This window comes from Clostridium fungisolvens, from assembly GCF_014193895.1.
Classification (GTDB): domain Bacteria; phylum Bacillota; class Clostridia; order Clostridiales; family Clostridiaceae; genus Clostridium_AR; species Clostridium_AR fungisolvens.
Map to the genome: position 1 here is coordinate 2,317,466 of NZ_BLZR01000001.1, position 22,961 is coordinate 2,340,426.

General features: G+C 30.9%; 22 protein-coding genes. 1 reads left to right on the forward strand and 21 read right to left on the reverse strand.

Annotated elements, in window-relative coordinates:
* Positions 1-51 precede the first annotated feature (51 nt).
* From tsf to bsdtw1_RS09890, 6 genes are all read right to left on the reverse strand, one after another.
* Positions 52-966, reverse strand: a complete 915-nt coding sequence (gene tsf / locus bsdtw1_RS09865; protein WP_183277409.1) for a translation elongation factor Ts — start codon at positions 964-966, stop codon at positions 52-54.
* Between the two features lie 67 nt (positions 967-1,033).
* Complete coding sequence (gene rpsB, locus bsdtw1_RS09870) at positions 1,034-1,735, reverse strand: 30S ribosomal protein S2 (protein WP_183277410.1); 702 nt, start codon at positions 1,733-1,735, stop codon at positions 1,034-1,036.
* Positions 1,736-2,223: 488 nt separating this feature from the next.
* Complete coding sequence (gene codY / locus bsdtw1_RS09875; RefSeq protein ID WP_183277411.1) at positions 2,224-3,000, reverse strand: GTP-sensing pleiotropic transcriptional regulator CodY; 777 nt, start codon at positions 2,998-3,000, stop codon at positions 2,224-2,226.
* A gap of 217 nt (positions 3,001-3,217) precedes the next feature.
* Positions 3,218-5,302 carry a type I DNA topoisomerase gene (topA, locus tag bsdtw1_RS09880; RefSeq protein WP_183277412.1) on the reverse strand — a complete coding sequence of 695 codons (2,085 nt, stop codon included), beginning with the start codon at positions 5,300-5,302 and terminating at the stop codon, positions 3,218-3,220.
* 41 nt (positions 5,303-5,343) lie between these two features.
* Positions 5,344-6,396, reverse strand: coding sequence for a DNA-processing protein DprA (dprA, locus tag bsdtw1_RS09885; protein WP_183277413.1), 1,053 nt, complete (start codon positions 6,394-6,396; stop codon positions 5,344-5,346).
* Between the two features lie 14 nt (positions 6,397-6,410).
* The gene (locus tag bsdtw1_RS09890; protein ID WP_183277414.1) at positions 6,411-7,946 is read right to left on the reverse strand and encodes a YifB family Mg chelatase-like AAA ATPase; all 1,536 of its coding nucleotides are present in this window, start codon (positions 7,944-7,946) and stop codon (positions 6,411-6,413) included.
* Positions 7,947-8,059: 113 nt separating this feature from the next.
* On the opposite strand from bsdtw1_RS09890, the gene bsdtw1_RS09895 reads away from it, so the two are divergent.
* A complete protein-coding gene (locus bsdtw1_RS09895) occupies positions 8,060-8,425 on the forward strand; it encodes a YraN family protein (RefSeq protein WP_183277415.1) in 366 nt (121 codons plus the stop codon).
* A gap of 60 nt (positions 8,426-8,485) precedes the next feature.
* On the opposite strand, the gene rnhB is transcribed toward bsdtw1_RS09895, so the two are convergent.
* The 15 genes from rnhB to plsX form a co-directional block, all read right to left on the reverse strand.
* On the reverse strand, positions 8,486-9,301 hold the full coding sequence (rnhB, locus tag bsdtw1_RS09900) for a ribonuclease HII (RefSeq protein WP_183279776.1): 816 nt from the start codon (positions 9,299-9,301) through the stop codon (positions 8,486-8,488).
* Between the two features lies 1 nt (position 9,302).
* On the reverse strand, positions 9,303-10,169 hold the full coding sequence (gene ylqF / locus bsdtw1_RS09905; RefSeq protein WP_183277416.1) for a ribosome biogenesis GTPase YlqF: 867 nt from the start codon (positions 10,167-10,169) through the stop codon (positions 9,303-9,305).
* A 397-nt stretch (positions 10,170-10,566) separates the two neighbouring features.
* Positions 10,567-10,911 carry a 50S ribosomal protein L19 gene (gene rplS / locus bsdtw1_RS09910; protein WP_183277417.1) on the reverse strand — a complete coding sequence of 115 codons (345 nt, stop codon included), beginning with the start codon at positions 10,909-10,911 and terminating at the stop codon, positions 10,567-10,569.
* A gap of 103 nt (positions 10,912-11,014) precedes the next feature.
* Entirely contained in the window at positions 11,015-11,740 is a 726-nt protein-coding gene (gene trmD / locus bsdtw1_RS09915; protein WP_183277418.1) for a tRNA (guanosine(37)-N1)-methyltransferase TrmD, read from the reverse strand.
* Positions 11,730-12,227 (reverse strand): ribosome maturation factor RimM, encoded by a 498-nt coding sequence (rimM, locus tag bsdtw1_RS09920; RefSeq protein ID WP_183277419.1) that lies wholly within the window; start codon positions 12,225-12,227, stop codon positions 11,730-11,732. The genes trmD and rimM overlap by 11 nt, the downstream gene beginning before the upstream one ends.
* 63 nt (positions 12,228-12,290) lie before the next feature.
* Positions 12,291-12,518 (reverse strand): KH domain-containing protein, encoded by a 228-nt coding sequence (locus bsdtw1_RS09925; RefSeq protein ID WP_183277420.1) that lies wholly within the window; start codon positions 12,516-12,518, stop codon positions 12,291-12,293.
* A 51-nt stretch (positions 12,519-12,569) separates the two neighbouring features.
* A complete protein-coding gene (rpsP, locus tag bsdtw1_RS09930; RefSeq protein ID WP_183277421.1) occupies positions 12,570-12,818 on the reverse strand; it encodes a 30S ribosomal protein S16 in 249 nt (82 codons plus the stop codon).
* Between the two features lie 34 nt (positions 12,819-12,852).
* Positions 12,853-14,208: a signal recognition particle protein gene (gene ffh / locus bsdtw1_RS09935; protein WP_183277422.1), complete on the reverse strand. Its 1,356-nt coding sequence runs from the start codon at positions 14,206-14,208 to the stop codon at positions 12,853-12,855.
* A 10-nt stretch (positions 14,209-14,218) separates the two neighbouring features.
* Complete coding sequence (locus bsdtw1_RS09940) at positions 14,219-14,557, reverse strand: putative DNA-binding protein (protein WP_183277423.1); 339 nt, start codon at positions 14,555-14,557, stop codon at positions 14,219-14,221.
* An 81-nt stretch (positions 14,558-14,638) separates the two neighbouring features.
* Positions 14,639-15,550: a signal recognition particle-docking protein FtsY gene (ftsY, locus tag bsdtw1_RS09945; protein ID WP_183277424.1), complete on the reverse strand. Its 912-nt coding sequence runs from the start codon at positions 15,548-15,550 to the stop codon at positions 14,639-14,641.
* A 9-nt stretch (positions 15,551-15,559) separates the two neighbouring features.
* A complete protein-coding gene (gene smc / locus bsdtw1_RS09950; RefSeq protein WP_183277425.1) occupies positions 15,560-19,117 on the reverse strand; it encodes a chromosome segregation protein SMC in 3,558 nt (1,185 codons plus the stop codon).
* Between the two features lie 266 nt (positions 19,118-19,383).
* On the reverse strand, positions 19,384-20,421 hold the full coding sequence (locus bsdtw1_RS09955) for an elongator complex protein 3 (RefSeq protein WP_183277426.1): 1,038 nt from the start codon (positions 20,419-20,421) through the stop codon (positions 19,384-19,386).
* Positions 20,414-21,112 carry a ribonuclease III gene (gene rnc, locus bsdtw1_RS09960; protein ID WP_183277427.1) on the reverse strand — a complete coding sequence of 233 codons (699 nt, stop codon included), beginning with the start codon at positions 21,110-21,112 and terminating at the stop codon, positions 20,414-20,416. Before rnc ends, bsdtw1_RS09955 begins: the two co-directional genes overlap by 8 nt.
* 144 nt (positions 21,113-21,256) lie before the next feature.
* Entirely contained in the window at positions 21,257-21,487 is a 231-nt protein-coding gene (gene acpP / locus bsdtw1_RS09965; RefSeq protein ID WP_128213965.1) for an acyl carrier protein, read from the reverse strand.
* A gap of 111 nt (positions 21,488-21,598) precedes the next feature.
* On the reverse strand, positions 21,599-22,606 hold the full coding sequence (gene plsX / locus bsdtw1_RS09970) for a phosphate acyltransferase PlsX (protein WP_183277428.1): 1,008 nt from the start codon (positions 22,604-22,606) through the stop codon (positions 21,599-21,601).
* Positions 22,607-22,961: the final 355 nt, after the last annotated feature.

Sequence of the window (22,961 nt, forward strand, 5' to 3'; positions counted from 1 at the left end):
ATATATTTATTTTTTAAAAAAAGAGAACACGGTGTGTTCTCTTTTGTTTTACTATTTTCCTTGAACTTGCTTTGCAACTTCTTCTGCAAAGTTTTCTTCTTTCTTATCTATACCTTCTCCTCTTTCATATCTAACGAAAGTATTGATATTGATTGGAGAACCAACTTCTTTAGATTTCTCTTGTAAGTATTTAGTTATAGTCTTGTCACCATCTTTTACCCATGGTTGTTCAACTAAACATACTTCTTTATAGTATTTTTGAATTCTTCCTTCAACCATTTTATCAACGATCTTTTCAGGCTTTCCTTCATTAAGAGCTTGAGCTCTGTATATTTCTTTTTCTTTTTCTAAAGATTCAGAATCAACTTGAGTCTTATCTAAGAATAAAGGATTTGCAGCAGCAACTTGCATACAAAGTTCTTTAGCAACTTCTTCTAAAACTGGGCTAGCAGTTTCACATCCTAGTTCAACTATAACACCAATTCTACCACCACCATGGATGTAGCTTTGAGTTATTCCGTTTTCAACTGAGAACTTTTGGAATCTTCTTACTGTCATGTTTTCGCCTAATTTAGCGATTAGAGCAGTTAAAAATTCTTGAACTGTTTGTTCTTCATTATATTTTTGAGCTACAAACTCTTCAACTGTAGCAACAGTAGTAGTTGAAGCCATTTCAGCTAACTTACCAGCAAATGCTACAAATTCTTCGTTAGCAGCAACGAAGTCAGTTTCACAGTTAACTTCAACGATACCAGCACTCTTCTTATCATCTGATATGTAAGTCTTAACTATACCTTCAGCAGCAACTCTGCCAGCTTTTTTAGCAGCAGCAGCTAATCCTTTTTCTCTTAATACTTCTACAGCTTTGTCCATGTCGCCGTTTGTTTCTGTAAGAGCCTTCTTACAGTCCATCATTCCAGCGCCAGTTCTTTCTCTTAATTCTTTAACAGCTTGAGCAGTTATCATGCTAATTCCTCCCTAAAATGTTAATTTAAAAGGTAAATGAAGCCTTGCTTCACCTACCCATATATAATTATTCAGCTAATTGTTCGCCTTGTCTTCCTTCAATAATAGCGTCAGCTATTTTTGCAGTTATAAGTTTTACAGCTCTTATAGCATCATCATTTCCAGGTATAACATAATCAACTTCATCTGGATCACAGTTAGTATCAACTATTGCTACTACTGGTATACCAAGAATCTTAGCTTCTGATATAGCATTCTTTTCTTTTCTTGGATCAACAACGAATAATGCACCTATGTTAGTAGCATCTAAGTTTCTGATTCCTCCAAGATTTTTTTCTAACTTTTCCATTTCGTTCTTAAGATTAGTAACTTCCTTCTTAGGTAGAACATCGAATGTACCATCTTGTTCCATCTTTTCGATTTCAGCTAATCTGTTTATTCTAGTCTTAATAGTGTTAAAGTTAGTTAGCATACCACCAAGCCATCTATTATTAACGAAGTGCATGTTTGATCTAGCGCCTTCTTCTTGAATAGCTTCTTGTGCTTGTTTCTTAGTACCAACGAAAAGTATATCTTTACCTTCTGTTGCTACTTCTTTAATGAAGTCATAAGCTTCTTCAACCTTTTTTACTGTCTTTTGAAGATCTATTATATATATTCCGTTTCTTTCTGTGAATATATAAGGAGCCATCTTAGGGTTCCATCTTCTTGTTTGATGTCCAAAGTGAACACCAGCTTCTAATAATTGTTTCATTGAAATAACTGACATAAAAGTACCTCCTAAATTTTGGTTGTTTCCTCCACTATCATCATATTTTTAGAGATTCCCTGAAAGGGCACCACTCTAACAATTCGATAATGTGTGTATTTTCTTACCTTAGACAGTATATCATAAGGTTTACTGTCTAGCAATATAAATTTGTAAAATTATTAATTAATATGGAAAAATTGCTGAAGTGGCTTTCTTCAGTGTTTTTTGTGCATCTGCTTTCCGGATGCATATGAGTTAAATCTGGCAGGCGACAAATTCGTATTTTTTATTCTTTTCATCACATTATATTTTGAGGCATTACTCATATTTATGGATGGAACACTTCGTAATAAATTTTTTATTTTCAAATTCTCCTCTCAGAACCCAGAAGAGTTTTAAAAATAAATTTCAAATCGAAATGGTACATCTTTATCCACATATAATTGAACTATAAATTTCTAAAGAATAAAAAAATAAGGAGGAAATCTCCTCCTTATAATTATTGACTATTTTATTTTCTTTAATTCATCAAGTAATTTTTCATTAAGAATTCTAATGTGTGTTCCCTTCATTCCTAATGAACGTGACTCGATAACTCCTGCACTCTCAAACTTTCTTAAAGCATTTACTATTACAGATCTTGTTATACCAACCTTGTCCGCAATTTTTGATGCAACTAGCAATCCTTCGTTTCCATCTAATTCGTCAAAAATATGTTCAACCGCTTCAAGCTCTGAATAAGAAAGTGTTCCAATAGCTAATTGAACTACTGCTTTCTTTCTTGCTTCATCCTCAATTTCATCTTGTTTAGATCTAAGAATTTCTAACCCTACTATTGTTGCACTATATTCTACTAATACTAAATCTTCATCAGTAAATGGTTCCTTAAATCTTGCAAGAAGAAGTGTTCCTAATCTTTCTCTGTTTCCAACTATAGGAACTATTGTAGAAAGCTTGTCCGACATCATGCATTCACCTTCACCGTCAAAAACGCATTGTCCTTTGTTAGGAAGGTTTGCTAATGTATCTCCAATGTTCAATAATTTATTATTATATTCTTCTGGGAATCTTTTGTCGTCTAATATCTTTCTTTTCATTATGTCACATTCGAAACTATCTGAAAAAGTATAACCTAGTATTTTTCCTTTTCTACTTGATATGTACACGTTACAGGCTAATACCTCACTTAATAATTTACAAATATCTTCGAAGGCTACAGGATCCGTACCTGATTTTTGCAAAATTTTATTTAACATTCTTGTTTTGTTTAGTAGAGTTGACATTAAATTCCTCCTCATAATACCGATGTTTATAATACAGGGTTTTAATTTAATACACACATAGCACGTACCAATTTGAAATTATAAAAAAATTAAAACCCTGAAAATATTTTCGAATTTTTTGAATAGTTTAAATTTTTAAAATTATCACATCCACGTCTATCTTAGCATACAAAAAAACTTATTTCAACAGTCTTTTCCGCTATTTCGACATATAATTCTACTTTTCATCATTTTGAACAGGAACTTTATTGCCGCATTCTTTATTTGTACATTCTAAATACTTGCCTTTACTTTTACTATATCTGATAACCATATGTGAATTGCAGTGGCTACATTTTTCTTTTGCTGGTTCATACCAACTAACAAAAGAACATTCTGGATAGTTAGAGCATCCATAGAATTTATTACCTTTTTTACTCTTCTTAACAACTACATTACCATTGCAAAGTGGACACTTAGCATCGATTTCTTCAACTATTGGTTTAGTATTTTGACACTCAGGGTATCCAGGGCATGCTAAGAAGTTACCAAAACGTCCTTGCTTTATCACCATCATCTTACCACATTTATCACATTTAACATCACTTACTTTATCTTCTATTACTACTTTTGATACTTCTTTTTCTGCTTTGTCTAATGCTTCCTTTAGTGGTCCAAAAAATTCATCAACGATTTTTTCCCATTCTACTTTTCCTTCTTCGATATAGTCAAGCTTATTTTCCATATCAGCTGTAAAATCTGCATCAACAATTTGCTTAAAGTAATCACTCATAATATTGTTTACAATAATACCAAGTTCAGTTGGGAAAAGATTCTTCTTTTCTCTTTGTACATATTTTCTGCTTAAAATAGTAGATATTGTTGGCACATAAGTACTCGGTCTTCCGATTCCATTTTCCTCTAGCACCTTAACAAAAGAAGCTTCTGTATATCTTGGTGGTGGTTGAGTAAAATGTTGTTTACCTAATATACTATCATAGTTTAAAACTTCATTCTCCTCAATTTCTGGGAGTAATACACTTTCTTCATCTTCATCAGTTGTATACTCATATACCTTCATGAAACCATCAAATTTAATAGTTGAACCAGTAGCTCTTAGCTTGTAATCACCATTATTTATATCTATAGTATTAGTGTTAAGAACACATGATGCCATTTGACTTGCTATAAATCTTTCCCAAATGAGCTTATATAGCTTATATTGCTCTGATGACAGATTACCTTTTGCAATTTCAGGTGTTATCTCAACTAATGATGGCCTAATTGCTTCATGAGCATCTTGTATATTCTTCTTACCTCTATATATTCTTGGGCTTTCAGGTATATAACCACTTCCATAAGTGTCACCAATAAATTGTAAAGCACTATCTTGAGCTTCCTTGGATATTCTTACAGAATCAGTTCTCATATAAGTTATAAGCCCCACTGTTCCATATCCTTTGACTTCAACCCCTTCGTAAAGTTGTTGAGCAATTGACATAGTTCTCTTAGTTTGGAAGTTAAGTTTTCTACTGGCATCCTGTTGAAGAGTACTTGTTGTAAAAGGTGGTAACGGATTTTTATTCTTTGTTCCCTTTTTAACTTTTGCAACAACAAAATCGTTGTTCTTTAGCTGTTCTATTGTTTTATTAGCTTCAGCTTCAGTAGCTATCTCGAATTTCTTTCCTTTGAGTGTTGCTATCTTAACATTGAATTTTTTGTTTTTCTTTTCTAATTTTATATCAACAGTCCAATATTCTTTAGATTCGAATTTGTTTATCTCATCTTCTCGATCACATATTAATTTTAAAGCTGCTGATTGTACTCTACCAGCACTTAGTCCCCACTTAACATTTCTCCATAGAATAGGACTTATTTCATAACCAACTAGTCTATCTAAAACTCTTCTTGCCTGTTGAGCATCAACTAAGTTTTGGTTGATAGTCCTTGGATTTTTTATAGAATTCTTCACTGCATTTTTAGTGATTTCGTGAAATTCAACTCTGCATGTATCCATATCAGGTATCTTTAGGATATTAGCTAAATGCCAAGATATGGCTTCCCCTTCTCTATCAGGGTCAGTTGCCAAGAATATTTTATCACTTTTCTTTGCAAGCTTTTTTAGCTTATCTAATAAATCCCCTTTACCTCTTATGGTTATATACTTGGGATTATAATTATTATCAACGTCAACCCCTAGCTGACTTTTAGGAAGATCTCTTATGTGTCCCATAGATGCCTCTACAACATAATTTTTCCCTAAATATTTACTAATTGTTTTTGCCTTTGCAGGCGATTCTACTATTACAAGATTTTGACCCATTTTTTACTCCTCAAAAACTTTGGAGTGTTCACCCCCTAGTTTTAAATATTTTTAACATAATAATTTCCTAAAATACACATAATTTCATTATTAAATTGCATTTCAAATAATAACTCATAAATCATTGAGGTGTCAATATCTGTGTTTCTTATAATTTCATCAATATGAGTTGGTTTATCATTTATTAACCTTATAATTTGAGCTTTTAAGGTATCACTGAAATTTTTATTTTTTTTCATATTGATATCAAGACCTTCTAATAAAGTTATTGTATCTAATATAGACGTAGCACCATCTCTTATTAGTTTATTTGTACCTTTACTTTGAGGTGAATAAATTGTTCCTGGTACTGCCAAAACATCTTTTCCTTGGTCCAATGCATAATTTGCTGTAATTAGCGAACCACTCTTCTCATTAGCTTCAACCACTATGACAGCTTTGGACAATCCACTAATTATTCTATTACGTCTAGGAAAATTATAAGGTAAAGGTTTAGTTCCTGGAAGAAACTCAGATATAAGACAACCATCTACTGATATATTTTCATATAAAATTTTATTATAAGCCGGATATATTACATCAATACCACAACCTAATACTCCACAAGTGACTCCTTTATTTTCTATGACACTTTTATGAGCTTCTGAATCTATTCCATAGGCTCCACCACTAATTATACACGTATCATATCTGCTTAATTCCCTACAAATAAACTTTGTAACTTCTCTCCCGTAGGACGTACATTTTCTTGAGCCTACTACTGCTATATTAATCTTTTTATTCAAAATGTCAATATCCCCTTTATAAAATAAACAATAAGGAGCATCGTTTATTTGTCTTAAAGAACTAGGATATCTGTCTTCTGTATAAGTTACAAGTCCGATATTATTTTTTATTATGTATCTAGCAAGTTTAGTTATCTCTTCTTCTGAAATATTACTCTTAATCTTTTTATTTACGAGTTTCTCCATCTTATAATGATTAAAATTGATATTTCTATAAATAGTTTCTTCATCTATATATTCATCCAGTAGATTCAATTTTATACTATCACTTATAGGTAACATGGAAAACCAAATTTTATAAAAATCCAAAATCAATTTCTCCTTTATATTATCTGTCCATCAAAAAACTTTCTATAACCTAAAGCCTCTATTATAGATGATTTTCTTACATCTTTATCATTATTTAAGTCAGCTATAGTTCTAGAAACCTTTAAAATTTTATCCAGACCTCTTGTGCTTACTCTGTATTTATCATAAATCTTTTCTATTAACGCTAAACATTCGCCATCTAATTTAATATATTTTTTTATTTGACTATGATTTAATTGTGAATTGAAACTTACCCCTATATCTTTGTACCTTCTCTGTTGCAAATCTCTTGCCTTTATAACTCTTTCTTTTATATCTTTAGAACTTTCTCTTCTCGAATTACTCATTAGTTCATTGAAAGGAATTTGGACAACTGATACATATAAATCTATTCTGTCAGCTATTGCTTTTGATAATCTCTTTTGATACTTATTTTTTTCTACATCAGTACAAACACAACTTGAAAAACCGCTCTTGTCAACGCCTTTAGCACACGGACACTGATTGGTTGCGCCGATAAAAATAAAATCCGCTGGATATGTTATTTTGCCAGATAGTCTTGATATTTGTATCAATTTTTCTTCTAAAGGTTCTCTTAAACATTCAAGAACTCTTCTATCAAATTCTAATAGCTCATCTAAAAATAATACCCCTTTATGTGCTAGGCTAATCTCACCTACTGCCAATTCCCTACCACCACCTATAAGGGTATGTTTAGGAGTTGTATGGTGAGGGTTTCTAAAAGGTCTTATATCAACAACACCATTTTTATTCTTTAAGTTTCCAGAAACACTATATATTTTTGTAACTTCTAAACATTCTTCATAGCTCAAATCAGGCAGTATTGATGATAGCCTCTTAGCTAGCATTGTTTTTCCAGAACCTGCTGGCCCATAAAGAATAATGTTATGGTTAGATGCAGCGGAAATTTCTAGAGCTCTTTTTGCCGACTCATTACCATATACATCACTAAAATCATATTCCATTTCATGAGAATCATTAAACTTAACTACTTCATCATACTTTATTGGTAATTGATCTTCATAAACTAAAAATTCTGTAACTTGCTTCAGACTCTTAAAAGGATATATATTTCCATTCTTTATTAACGATGTCTCTTCTATATTTCCTTGAGGTATAATATAATTATCTATTCCTCTATTCTTACCTTCTAATATAATAGGTAAACATCCATTCACAGTGTTTATTTCACCATTTAATGATAATTCGCCTACTAGCATATATTTATTAGGATCACTTAGCGTGATCTGATTACTTTCTAGAAGAATACCAATAGCTATTGGTAAATCTAAAAGAGTACCTATCTTTTTTATATCAGCAGGGGCTAGGTTAACCACTACTCTTCCAAGAGGAAATTCATATCCGCTGTTGATTACTGCAGAACGAACTCTTTCTTTAGACTCTTTTATAGACATATCTGGCAGTCCTACTATAGAAAATGAAGGCAATCCTTTATTAATATCCACTTCTACATACACAACTTCACCATCTATACCGTTAAATGATGCACTTATTATTTTTGTTGCCATCTTAATCACCTCTTTAATGAGTATTGACCATTTTTAATTTTAATAACAAAAAAGTTTTTTTTTTGTTTCAAAAGTCAATAATATTAAAAATATGTTAATTAGGGGAAAATTAAATGAAAAAGATGAATAAATCCATTGGAACCACAGGAGAAAATATAGCTTGTAATCTTCTTTTAAGTGAAAAATACAATATTATTAAGAAAAATTTCAATTGTAGAAATGGAGAAATAGATATAATTGGATGGGATAAAGAAATACTTTGTTTTATTGAAGTAAAAACAAGATACGACTTAGGATTTGGAAGTCCTATGGAAGCCGTATCTTTCAGTAAAGTATTAAGCATAAAAAGGGTTGCCAAATACTTTATTCACAAATATCAATTATATAATGTAAATGCTAGATTTGATATTATAGAAGTATATTTAAATCATAAAAATACAGAAATTAAGACTAATTTAATAAAAGATGCATTTAGGTAAACAGAATTTCTGTTACAAAATGCATCATATCTTATTATTAAATCACTTATAATATTTAAATTATTTTTTAGATAGTATGTTATTGAGGAATGACATTCTATGTATTTCACATGTTCCTATTTCATGAATTGCGTCTACATGCTTCTGCGTGCCGTAGCCTACATTATCCTTAAAACCATATCCAGGATATATAAGATCATATTCTTTCATAAGTCTATCCCTGTAAACTTTAGCAATTATAGAAGCACATGCAATAGAGGCGCTTTTTGCGTCTCCTTTTATTACAAATTTGTTAGGTTTGTTCAAATTTCTAACTGGATATCCATCAGAAAGAACCAATTGAGGCTCTATAGGCAAAGTTTTACAAGCATCTAAGAAAATCTTATTATTACAATGAGCTATTCCTAGTGTATCTATTTGCTTATTATCACATACAGTTATACTATAGGCTAGAGCCTTTTCTCTTATGATAATATCTAATTCCTCACGTCTTTGCTCACTTAATGCCTTAGAATCCTTTATACCTAAGATTATATCCCCTAAGTTGTTAAGGTCTAAAATCACAGCCGCACCTACTATAGGGCCAGCAAGAGGTCCTCTACCAACTTCATCAACTCCTGCAACGTATCTAAAATTACTAAATTGTTTATCAAACATGTACATAGCTCTGACTCTGTTGTACTCTGCTTCTTCTTTTTGAATTGAGGTTTCAATTTTTTTAGCTAATGCAAGTACGTTCTTTCTTTTATCGCCAGAAAGAATATTTGTAAGCTCTGACAGTTCTTCTCTATTGCTTAGCTTAACAGGTACTGAGGCAGCTAATGCTTTAACCTCGTTAAAACTAATATTATGTAAATTCTCTTTCAAATAAATAATATTATCCTTCAATTTCTTCGCCTTTCCAAGGAGTTTCTAAAGATACATTACCTATCTTACCGCCTCTAAATTCATCTAATAAAATAGAAGCTATTCTGTTGTAATCAATCTCTCCACCAGATACAATTGCCCCTCTTTTTCTCGCAATCATATTTAAAGTATCAATTGGTTCTTCAGCTACTGCTTCTAATTTATATCTAGCCTTTAGTAATTCAGGATTAGTATTCTGCAATCTCTCTACTAACTTTAAAGAAAGCTCTTCTGTATCCATAATTTCATCTTTAATCGCCCCAGTAAAAGCTAAGTTTAATGCCACTTCCTCGTCTTCAAACTTAGGCCAAAGCACCCCAGGAGTATCAAGAAGCTCAATACCAATAGAAGTTTTAATCCACTGTTTATTTTTAGTAACACCAGGTCTATCGCCAGTTTTAGCTATATTATTTCTTGCCATCTTATTTATGAAAGTAGACTTTCCAACGTTAGGAATGCCTACAACCATAACTCTTGTTATAATCTTAGCTAATCCTTTAGCTTTTAGCCTCTCGTGCTTTTCCTTTAGCAGTTCCATTAACGCAGGCTTAATATTTTTTATACCATCACCCTTAAGACAGTTAACTTCAATTGCTCTTATTGACTCACTTTTCAAAGCATTAATCCACGCTTTAGTAGTCTTGCTATCAGTAAGATCACTCTTGTTAAGTAGAATTAATCTAGGTTTATCCTTACATAATTCATCTATATCAGGATTAGCACTAGATTTAGGAATTCTAGCATCCCTAATTTCAATAACAGCATCTACTAACTTTAAATTTTCTTTAATCTCTCTTTTGGTTTTCACCATATGGCCAGGAAACCAATTTATCGCCATAAAATCATTCCTTTCTTATTCAAAAACATTATCAATACATTCATATATTCATATATTTATATATTTATATATTTATATATTTATAGCTCTATATAGATATATCGATATATGAATGTAGATTATATATATTTTACAGGTTTATATAAAACAAATTTATATATAACAATTAGTTCCATAGCAATAGTATACCTATATATATATCAACTATGTTACAATTATAGCCACACTACTTAATATTTAAATTCATCAAAATAAAGATTCGTAGAATCACCGAAATCTTTTAATTCATTTAGCAATTCTTGTCGATATTTCATTTGGAACTGATATATCTATAGCTACACAATCTATTTTAAAATAAAAAACGGAGCTAAATTAGCCCCTGTCTTTTAATTAAATATTAGATTAATTCTTTAACCTTAGCTGCCTTACCTACTCTATTTCTTAGGTAGAATAACTTAGCTCTTCTTACCTTACCTCTTCTTGTAACTTCAATCTTCTCTATGATTGGAGCATTTAGTGGGAAAGTTCTTTCAACGCCAACGCCATAAGCTATTCTTCTAGCAGTGAAAGTTTCTCTTAATCCACCATTTTGTCTCTTAATTACAACACCTTCGAAAACTTGGATTCTTTCTCTTGTACCTTCTTTAACTTTTACGTGAACCTTAACAGTATCACCTACGTTAAATTGAGGTAAATCAGTTCTGATTTGTTCTTGTTCTATTGCTCTTAATATTTCGTTCATGTGCATTCCCTCCTTAGTAATAATGTGACGTTCTTACCATATGTAAATACGACAGAGGACCGCCCGTACTAGCACAATGGTAATTTTAACACATGTAATTTATTTAATCAACATTTTTTTCATATTCTTTAAGTAGCTTAATATCTTCTTTAGTGAGTTTTACATTTTGAAATAAATCAGGACGTCTTTCCTTAGTAATCCTAAGGGACATTTTCCTTCTCCACTTTCTTATGTTCTCATGATGCCCTGATAAAAGAACACTTGGAACCGATTCATCTTCAAAAACTTCTGGTCTAGTATACTGAGGATGCTCTAGCAAACCACTATAAAATGATTCCTCAACAAAGCTTTCCTCACTACTTAAAACTCCCGGAATCAGTCTGCAAATACTATCTATAATAGGTATAGCAGCCATCTCTCCTCCAGTAAGCACAAAGTCCCCTAAGGATAATTCTAGATCAAAATATTTATAAGCTCTCTCATCTATGCCTTCATAATGTCCACAAACAAAAATAACTTCATCTAGTTTAGATATTTCTTTAGCAACTTCTTGATTGAAGGTTTTGCCTCTAGGTCCTAAAAAAATTACTTTACCACTATTATTCTGTTTTACAGCTTTGATGCATTCTACCACAGGCTGAGCACTCATAACCATACCAGCACCACCACCATATGGATAATCATCTACTTTTTTATGCTTACTAGCTGAAAAATCTCTAATATTAGTAGTAGTTATATCTAAAATGCCACTATTTCTTGCTCTACCTATTATGCTATGTTCAAAAACACTAAACATATCAGGAAAAAGGGTAAGAATATTAATCTTCATCTTGCCATTCTCCTGAAGGTTTTATTATAATTTTCTTCTCTCCAATATTTATATCAAGGACTATCTCTTTTAATACAGGAACTAAAATCTCTTTATTACCTTTAACCCAGTAAACATCATTACTTCCTGTTTGTATTACATCGTATACATCACCATAGTTAAATCCATCTGTATCAGAAACATTACATCCTATTAAATCAGATATAAAATATGTATCTTCGGGAAGTTCAACAGCATTTTCTCTAGTAACTCTAATATACTTTTGTTTTAGTTTTTCAGCATCATTCATGGTATCAATACCTTTAATTTTAACTATAACTCTATCTTTCTGGTATTTTACCCATTCAACTTCAGCCTTTTTATCATCAATTAAAATTTCTTTTAGATCATCAAATCTGTTTACGTCATCAGTTAGAGGATAAACTTTAACTTCTCCTTTAACTCCATGAGTATTAACAATTTGACCTACGTTAAAAAATTCATTCATAAAATCACCTCGCAAACCATTTTAAGAGTATGTGGAAAAAGAGCTAGGAAGCCCTAACTCTTATTAGATAATTTCAACAACAACTCTTTTATTGTCCTTAATTGCTGCAGCCTTAACTACTGTTCTTATAGCTTTAGCAATTCTACCCTGTTTTCCTATAACTTTACCCATATCTTCAGGAGCAACTTTAAGCTCTATTATTATAGATTGCTCTCCAGCCACTTCATTAACCTGAACTGAGTCTGGGTTATCAACAAGTGATTTAGCAATAACTTCTACTAGTGTCTTCATAAACAATCTGCTTTAGGGGAATCCTAAGCAGAATTCACCTCCTAAAAGCTTTTACTTGTTTATACCAGCTTTAACAAAAAGCTTTTTAACTATATCAGTAGGTTGAGCACCGTTGTTTAACCACTTTGCAGCCTTTTCAGCGTCAATTTTAACTTCAGCTTCAGGTTGAACGATTGGGTTATAGTATCCTATTTCTTCGATGAATCTTCCGTCTCTTGGACTTCTTGAATCAGCTACTACTACTCTGTAGAAAGGAGCTTTTTTAGATCCCATTCTTCTTAGTCTTATCTTTACTGCCATTAATTTCACCTCCTTTTAAGGATATTGATATATTTTAACTAAAGAAAGGCATTTTACCAAACAAACCTTTTTTAGTATTTTTTTGCATTGATTTAAATTGCTTCATTTGTTTCTTCATCATTTCATAGCCTTTTAAAAGCTTATTTATTTCTTGAATTGTAGTACCAGAACCTACAGCTATTCTCTTCTTTCTCGAAGAAGAACTTGAAATCAAGTTAGGATTTTTTCTTTCTTTTGCAGTCATTGACTGAATGATTGCTTTAACTCTTCCCATTTGATTTTCACTGTCTGAAAGGTCTAACCCCTCAAGTTGTTGAGTATTTACTCCTGGCATCATCTCAAGCAGCTTATTAATAGGTCCTAACTTTTTCATCTGCTCCATTGCACTTAGATAATCATCAAAGTTAAATTCTTGACTTAACATTCTTTCACTAAGTTGTTGAGCTTCTTTTTCATCAATTGCCTGCTGAGCTTTTTCTATAAGTGACAAAACATCACCCATACCAAGAATTCTTGAAGCCATTCTATCTGGATGGAACACTTCAATATCATTCATTTTCTCACCAATACCAGCAAACTTTATAGGCTTTTCAGTAATGCTTCTAATTGATAGAGCAGCACCACCTCTAGTATCACCATCAAGCTTTGTAAGTATTGTTCCAGTAACATCTAATGATGCATTAAAAGTTTCAGCAACATTTACAGCATCCTGACCAGTCATTGAATCAACAACAAGTAAGATTTCATTAGGGTTTACTGAAGTTTTTATATCTTTAAGTTCCTGCATAAGCTCTTCATCTATATGAAGTCTACCAGCAGTATCAATAATAACTAAATTATATCCATGTTCTTTAGCATGAGCTACTCCTGCTTTAGCTATATCAACAGCAGGTACTTTATCTCCCATAGAGAACACAGGAATATCTATTTGCTTACCAACAACCTCTAATTGTTTAATAGCAGCTGGTCTATAAATATCACAAGCAACTAATAAAGGCTTTTTATTTTTCTTTCTCATGTGAAGAGCAAGCTTTCCACACATAGTTGTTTTACCTGCACCTTGAAGACCTGCCATCATAAAAACTGTTGGGCCATTGTCTGCATAGTTCAGTTTGCTTTCAGTATTTCCCATTAAAGATGTTAGCTCATCATTAACTATTTTTATAACTTGTTGTCCTGGTGTAAGGCTTTCTAACACTTCAGATCCTACGCATTTTTCACTTACAGTCGCAATAAACTTTTTAACTACTTTAAAGTTTACGTCAGCCTCAAGTAATGCGAGCTTAACCTCTCTCATGGCTTCTTTTATATCTTTCTCAGTTAGTTTACCTTTTCCCTTGAGCTTTTTAAGCGTATCTTGTAATTTAGACGCTAAACCTTCAAAAGCCATGTTACCCCTCCTACGAATTAATAATTTCATCTAGCATTTCATCTATATCTTCTACTAATTCTTTTGACAACATATATTCGTTAGTAAGTTTTTTTATTAGGTCATTTTTCTTAGATTTTCTTATTTTACTTTTTTCCACAAGCTGTAGCTTTTCTTCATAATTAATAAGTTGTTTATCACATCTTTTAATCAAATCGTGAATTGCTTGACGGCTAGTGTTATTTATCTCAGCAATCTCTGCTAATGAAAAATCATCATTATAATACATGAACATTATATCTTTTTGTTTCTCAGTTAATAAGTCTATGTAATAATCTAGTAACAGAGAAATCTCAAATCTGTCTTCCATATAATCACCTTACTCACAAAGAATATATTATCAAAAGAAAATATAGCTGTCAAGTATTTTTACTTAACAGTTATATATTTTTTAAAATAATGCATCAGCGAACCCTTGTGGATCGAATTCTTGAAGGTCTTCTACACCTTCACCAACACCAATATATCTTACTGGTATGTTTAAAGAATTCTTTATTGAAATAACTACTCCACCTTTTGCAGTACCATCTAACTTAGTTAAGATTATGCCATCAATAGGACACGCTTCCATAAATTGCTTCGCTTGAATAACTGCATTTTGACCAGTTGTAGCATCTAAAACTAAAAGAGTCTCTTTTGAAGCTTCTTCAAACTCCCTATCAATTATTCTATTAATTTTTGATAATTCGTTCATTAAATTTTTCTTATTATGAAGTCTTCCTGCAGTATCACAAATAAGTATATCCATATTTCTAGCTTTAGTTGCTTGAATTCCATCATAAACAACAGCAGCAGGATCTGATCCTTCTTGATGTCTTACTATATCAACCCCAGCTCTATTACTCCATATCTCTAATTGATCACTAGCAGCAGCTCTAAAAGTATCTGCTGCAGCCAATATTACTTTTTTTCCTTCATTTTTGTATTTAGATGCTAATTTTCCTATAGATGTTGTCTTTCCTACGCCGTTTACCCCTATAACTAACATTACTTTTTGCTTATCATTAGTTTCTTTATTTTCTACACCTTCATTAAGCATATCTGCAATTACATTTTTTAAGCACGGCTTAACTTCTGTTGGATCTTTAATTTTTTCAGCTTTAATTCTAGATTTTAGTCTATCTATAATTTCTACTGTTGTATCCATACCAATATCTGATGTTATTAGTATCTCTTCGAGTTCATCATAAAGATCCTCATCAATTGTTACTGCTAAGTTTAAAACTTCAGTAATTCTGTCTGTAAAGTTATCCCTAGTCTTACTAAGTCCCGATTTTAATTTTTCAAATAATCCACCAAACATAAATGCCTCCTAATTTGTTAAGTCTACTGATACAACCTTTGAAACTCCTCTTTCTTCCATTGTTACTCCATACATTATATCACTAGCTTCCATGGTTCCTTTTCTATGAGTAATAACTATAAATTGTATATTATCAGAAAACTTTTGAAGGAATTCTGAATATCTATAAACATTTGCATCGTCTAGTGCCGCCTCTATCTCATCTAATATACAGAATGGGGTTGGTTTCATCTTAAGGATTCCAAACAGTAATGCAATTGCTGATAAGACCTTTTCTCCACCTGACATAAGATTTATATTTTGAAGCTTTTTACCTGGAGGTTGAACATTGATATCAATGTTAGCAGTTAATTCATCACCATCTGATAGTATAAGCTCAGCACTTCCGCCTTTAAAGAGTTCCTTAAATGTAATATTAAAGTTCTCATTTAATATTGCGAAATTCTCCTTAAATACCTCTTTCATTTTTGCAGTCATTTCGTCAATTACTGCAAGAAGCTCAGTTTTTCCTTTTTCTAAATCCTCTCGTTCCGTTGACATAAATTTATACTTTTCTGAAAGATCTTTATACTCTTCTATAGCACTAACATTAACAGTTCCAAGTCTATTTATTGATGCTTTAAGTTTATTTATTTGATTACTGTATGAAACTTCATCAAAATCCTTATGTGCCAAATCTATAGCTTCAGCATAGGTTAAACTCATTTCGTCATTGAGTTTTAATAAAAGATTTTCTTTTTCAACTTCATTTTTAGCCTTTACCAACTCAGATTTATGAATTTCATCTTCTTTTATGTTAATCTCAGAAGAAAGACTTTCAACTTTGTTCTCATGGTTTTTTATAGTTTCTTTAATTTTTATTTTTTCAATATCATATTCTTTGAATTTATTCTCAAGTTCTTCAATGTTATTATTATAAATTATAATATTATTTCTATTTTCATCAATAGTTTGGATACACTTACTTTTACTCGCTAAACTTTCTTCATTTGATGTTTCTAAAAAGATCATTCTGCTTTTAAGCTCAGTTGTCTCATTAGATAATCTTTCAACTTCCTTTTTTATACTTAGTATTGATTCATCAACTTTAGCCTTTATAACTTTTTTACTAGTAAGCAAGTCTTTCTGAGTATTAGTTTTTTCATTTAAATCTTCTATCTCTTTTGAAAGCTCATCGAATTGTACCCTATAAGACTTTAATTTTTCTTCTAATAGTATAGCTTTATTGCTGCTTTCTTGAAGCTCTCTTCTGTAACTATTTAATTTTGACTCACTTGTAAGTTTTTCATTTTGTGAAATCTTTATATTGTTTCTAAGTCTTAAGGTATCTTTTTCAATATTATCTATTTCACTATCTAATTTAGCTATTTCTATACTCTTAAAATGACTTTCATCTTTGAAATTTAAGTTAGTTTCATCTAGCTTCTTAATTTCATTTCTACCATCAGAAATTAATCTAACAAGTTCTTCAATAGAATTTTCAACTTTAACTAATTCTAAGCTAATATCGTCTATTTCTCTCTTTCTACTAATAATGCTTGTATGCTTATTATAGACACTACCACCTGTTAAAGATCCACCAGGATTAATTACTTCTCCTTGCAAAGTTACAATCTTATGTGAGTATCCACTTATTTTAGCTATGTTTAAAGCACTATTCATATCTCTACTTACTATTGTTCTTCCTAATACGTAATTAATAGCTTTTTCATATTTCTTGTCGAAATTCAATAATTCAGAGGCAATTCCAATATAGCCACTTACTTCTTTAATTCTCTTATCTAACTGAAGTACAGTGCCCTTAATTATTGTTAGTGGTAAGAAAGTAGCTCTTCCAAGTTTTTTCTCTTTTAGGTATTCTATAAGCTTTTGAGCACTTTTTTCATCTTCAGTAACAACATTAGATATCGAACTTCCTAAAGCTATTTCTATTGCAGTTTCATACTCTTTTTCAACGGATATAAGTTCACCTATAACAGAACAATTCTTTACATCAGTACCAACATATCCTTTATCAATATGCTCCATTAATATTTTAACAGCTCTATTATACCCCTCATATTGCTTTTCTAGATTTGAAAGCATGGTTTTATTAGCTTCAAGTTTACTTTTTTCTTGGTTTAGCGTTTTAAGCTTTGCATCATTTTTAGTATTCCTACTTGATAGAATCCCTATGTTTTTATTATTTTCTTTTACTGCTAGTTCTAATCTCTCTATTTCATCTTTTAATAATATTACTTTTTCTTCAAGCATAAGCTTGGTTGATATATTTATTTTCAAAGAACTTTCTAGATTTGAACTGTTATTATGTAAGTTGCTAATAGAATCTTCTAAAACTTTTATTTGACTAATAAGCATAGTCTTATTGTTTTTAAGCTCAGATGACAATTGAATGTTTTCAAATTCATCTTCTCTTAAAAACTTTATCTTATCCTCTTTTATTTTTAATGATTTAGATAAATCAAGAAGAACATTTTCTAAGCTTTTGCTTTCAGTATCAATAAAAATTTGTTCCTCAATTTTGCTGTTTAAATAATTAACATGTTCATTTCTTTCATTTTCAATAGAAACTAACTTTTCCGATAAAGTCTTTATTTCTTTATTATTATTTTCAATATTAAATTCAATATTTTTTACTCTTTCATTAAGAATATCAATCTGCTTTTGAAGTTCACTTGAAGTCTCTTTATTTTTATAATATAATTCTCTATCTTCTCTTGTTAGATTTTCAAGCTTTTCAAGTTCATCGCTCAAAGAAATTGTTCTATTTTTAGCTTCAGAAAGCTCTTCCTTAAGCTTATTATTCTCATTAATTAGCTTTGATACTTTTTCACCTTGATTTTTAATATTTGTATCAATTTTTTCTATATGGTTTACTATCAAAGAAATCTCTTTTCCACGAAGTTCATTTGAAAGTTCTAAGAAAATCTTAGCTTTTTCACTTTCTACCCTTAATGGCTCAATTCTTTCTTCGTAAGTAGATAAAATATCATTTATTCTAACTAAATTTTGCTCAGTATTATCAAGCTTTCTTTCAGCCTCATGTTTCCTAGTTTTAAATTTAACGATTCCAGCGGCTTCCTCTAAAAGAGCACGCCTTTCTTCTGGTCTTCCACTTAGTATAGCTTCTATTTTACCTTGTCCAATAAGTGAATAACCTTCTTTACCTATACCAGTATCCATAAACAAAGTTGTAATATCTTTTAATCGGCATTGAGAATTATTTATTAAGTATTCAGCTTCGCCTGATCTATATATTCTTCTAGTGACTGTCACATCATTGTATTCAATAGGAAGTTCTCCATCTGCATTGTCTAAAGTAAGTGAAACTTGTGCCAAGCCAACTGGTTTTCTAAACTGAGTACCAGCAAAAATAACATCTTCCATTTTACCGCCTCTTAGAGTCTTAATACTCTGTTCACCTAGAACCCATCTAACAGCGTCGGAAATATTACTTTTTCCGCTACCATTTGGTCCAACTACAGCTGTGACACCTCTTTTAAACTTTAATTCTGTTTTATCTGCAAATGATTTAAATCCCCTTATTTCAAGAGACTTTAGAAACATATGTCCACTCCTTATCTTCCAACAAATTGATAAAATAATCCTATTAGAAATGATGTAATAATTATTGCCATTATTATATTCATTATGATTTTTCTTGTTCTCTTCTTCATACTGCTCACTCCTTATTCTATTTAAGTTTATAGTAAATAAAGTAAAATATCAATGGTGACGAAAAGAAAACCCTAGAGTTTGCTCTAAGGTAATTTCTCTATGTATCAAAGTAATATAAATTCATTTATAAACATTTCTTCGTTACCTGTATTTATTTATATTGAAACTATCTTAGTTTCATTATTTGAATTAATTAAAATTTCTCCTACCTTTACTGAATCATCGATACATACATCTATCTTTACATTAACCAACTTACTCTTTAATTCATTAAAGAATTCTTTTTTGTTAGCATAAAGTCTAGAAATATATCTATTATTTATTCTAATGGTTACATCATCTTTACTTTCTCTAAGTAAGTTATAGATATGCTCATTTAAGATACTGCTTTCTACGAGTTCTCTAAATGCTGGATGAAATGGACCATCAACTATATCTCCACCAGTATTAATGTTTTCAGTAGGTTGTAACCCAACTCTTATAACATTGATATTATTTTCTATATAAAGCTTATATATCTTTTTTGCTACTGTTACTGCTTCGCTTAATGTGTATGGCTTATATTCTTCTCTCCTAAGCATTTCTTCCATAGGTGTATCTTTAATAACTAAGGCTGGATATATTCTACAAATATCTGGTTTCATCTCAATAGATTTTTTTGCTGTATCTAAGTCTTTTTCAAATGTGTCACCAGGAAGCCCAAGCATAATTTGATGACCTAAAGTAAAGCCGTATTCTTTTATAAGCATTGATGCCTTCTTTACATCTTCTTCTGAATGCCCTCTTGCAGATTTTCTTAGTACTTCTTTGTCAAGAGATTGAACCCCAAGCTCTATTATATCAACCTCATATTCTTTTAAATGATTTAAAATATCATGATCTATATAGTCCGGTCTTGTTGATAATCTTATATAATTTATTTTTTTTAACTTCTTGTATTTGTATGCAACTTCTAAAAGTTCTTTTTGCTTCTGCATCGGTATTGCAGTAAACGTGCCACCAAAAAATGAAATTTCAACTGTTGAATTAGCGATATCTATAGTTTTCAAATACTCTTCTACTGTATTTTCTACATACTGACTATCTACTACTCCTTCTTCACCAGATATCTTATTTTGATTACAAAATACACAGTTATGTGGGCATCCTAGATGAGGTACGAAGATTGGAATTATATAATAACTTTTACTCATTGCTGCCCTCCAAAAAATTCAAAGCCTTTTTAGCAGATTGCTGCTCAGCTTCTTTTTTACTAAAACCTTCTCCTTCACCAATTATCCTATCACCGATAACGACTTTAGTATAAAATTTTCTTCTATGCGGAGGACCTTCATATTTTACTAGTTCGTAGTTTATATTAACTTCGCCATTCTCTTGCAATTTTTCTTGAAGCTTTGTTTTAAAATCAAGAACGATTTTATCATTAATCGCATCTGCTATTACATGTTTAAAGTTTGTTATTATAAAATCTCTAGCGTACTCCAAGCCTTTATCTAGATATATAGCAGCTAGTAAAGCCTCTAAACAGTCGGCCTGAATAGATATTCTTTCTCTTCCTCCTGTTAGTTCTTCACCTTTACTCATTCTTATAAGATCACCAAGTCCAAGAATCCTTGCCACCTCATAAAGAGAATTTTCACATACTATTAAAGCTCTCATTTTTGTAAGCTCACCTTCGGATTTATCCTTACAATTATTGAACAAGTATTCAGATATGCAAATTTGAAGCACTGAATCGCCTAAAAACTCAAGTCTTTCGTTATATTCAATACCTTTATACTGATTTGCATATGAACTATGAGTTAATGCAGTTTCAAGCAAATGTTTATTTTCAAAATAAATATTTAGTTTGCTTTCAATCTTTTCAATATTAAACTCGTACATTTAAAAAAATTCAACTCCTTAAGGTTTATTCTTCAGTATGTTAATCCTTTACCGTCGTACTTAAATTTATTACTCATGCCATCATTAACACATTCAAGAATAAACTTAATTTAAAATATAAAATCCCGCTTTAGGCGGGATATATTATTCTTCACTATGTTCTTTAAGATACTCTACTACATCGCCTACTGTAACAAAGCCTTCTGCTACATCATCAGGGATTTCCATTTCAAGTTCATCTTCTAAAGCCATAATAAGCTCAACTATATCTAGTGAATCTGCACCTAAATCTTCTATAAATGATGCCTCAAGTGTAATATCATCCTCATTCACACTAAGCTTATCTGCTATTATTCCTTTTATTCTTTCAAACATTTAATGCACCTCCAAAATTAATCTACTTAGATAATATTATATATAATCGACATCGTCAATATATCTCTAAGCATATTTGTAATAAAATATTATTTTATATTAAAAATAATATTAATTTTTATCGTTAGTATTAGCTTCAAGCTCAACTTTAAGCTTTGCAAGAGTATCATTAACATAAAACGTTCTCGCTTGCTTTATAGCATTCTTAAAAGCTCTTGCATCTGAGCTTCCATGAGCTTTAATGCATATTCCATCAACACCTAAAAATGGAGCTCCTCCATATTCCTTGTAATCAAATTTATTTTTCAAAGATTTTATTACAGGTAGAATAAATAATGCGCCAATTTTAGTAATTATTGATGATGTAATTTCGGATTTTATAGTTCCAAGAAGATTTGAAGCAACACCCTCATACATTTTAAGAACTGTATTTCCTACAAATCCGTCACACACAACAACATTTACATCTCCATTTGAGATATCTCTAGGTTCTATATTTCCAACAAAATTAAGATTAGAATCTTTCAAAAGCGAATAAGTCTCCTTTGTAAGTTCATTACCTTTCTCTTCTTCTGCACCAATATTAACCAATGCAACTGTAGGATTGGATACCTTAATTACGTTTTCATAATATACTTTGCCCATAATTGCAAACTGTTTTAAATATTGTGGTTTACAATCAACATTTGCTCCAGCATCAACAACTATAAAAGGCCCATTTATTCCTGGCATAATAGGTGACAATGCAGGTCTTTCTATACCTTTAATTCTACCTATAACCAAAGTACACCCTGCAAGGAATGCTCCAGTACTTCCAGCTGAAATTACTGCATCACACTCTTTATCTTTTACAAGTTTCAAAGCTTTATTCAAAGTGGAATCTTTTTTCTTCCTTAAAGCCATAACTGGATGTTCATTAGTGCCAATTACTTCAGTTGCATCAATAATTTTTACTCTTGAGCCATCATATTGGTATTTACTTAACTCATTTTTTAGTTTTTCTTCAGGTCCAGTAATTACGATTTCAATATCTTTAAACTCTTTTAAAGCCTCTACACACCCTTCTACAACCGCAGAAGGAGAATTATCTCCACCCATACCATCAATAGCTATTCTCATTTTATCACCCCTTTGTAAACTATAATTCAATTTAGAATCTTAATATTTTATTATTTACACATTTGATGCAGAATCAAGGCAAATATAATCTCTTAACTCTAACATGCTTTATTAATAATAATCTTATACTTTAATTTCACTTACAACATTAGGATAATATAGATGAATCACTTCATACTTAAATTTATATTTTCAAAATTCCTCTCAAAACCCAGAGGAGTTTTGAAAATAGATTTTGGATTGAAGTTCTTCATCTTTATTAAAATCAAATAACTGATGCATGACGAAATTCAGTAAAATGACTTTAATAAAAATTAGCTTTATATGGTTTAAAAACTTTTACAAAATATTTTGT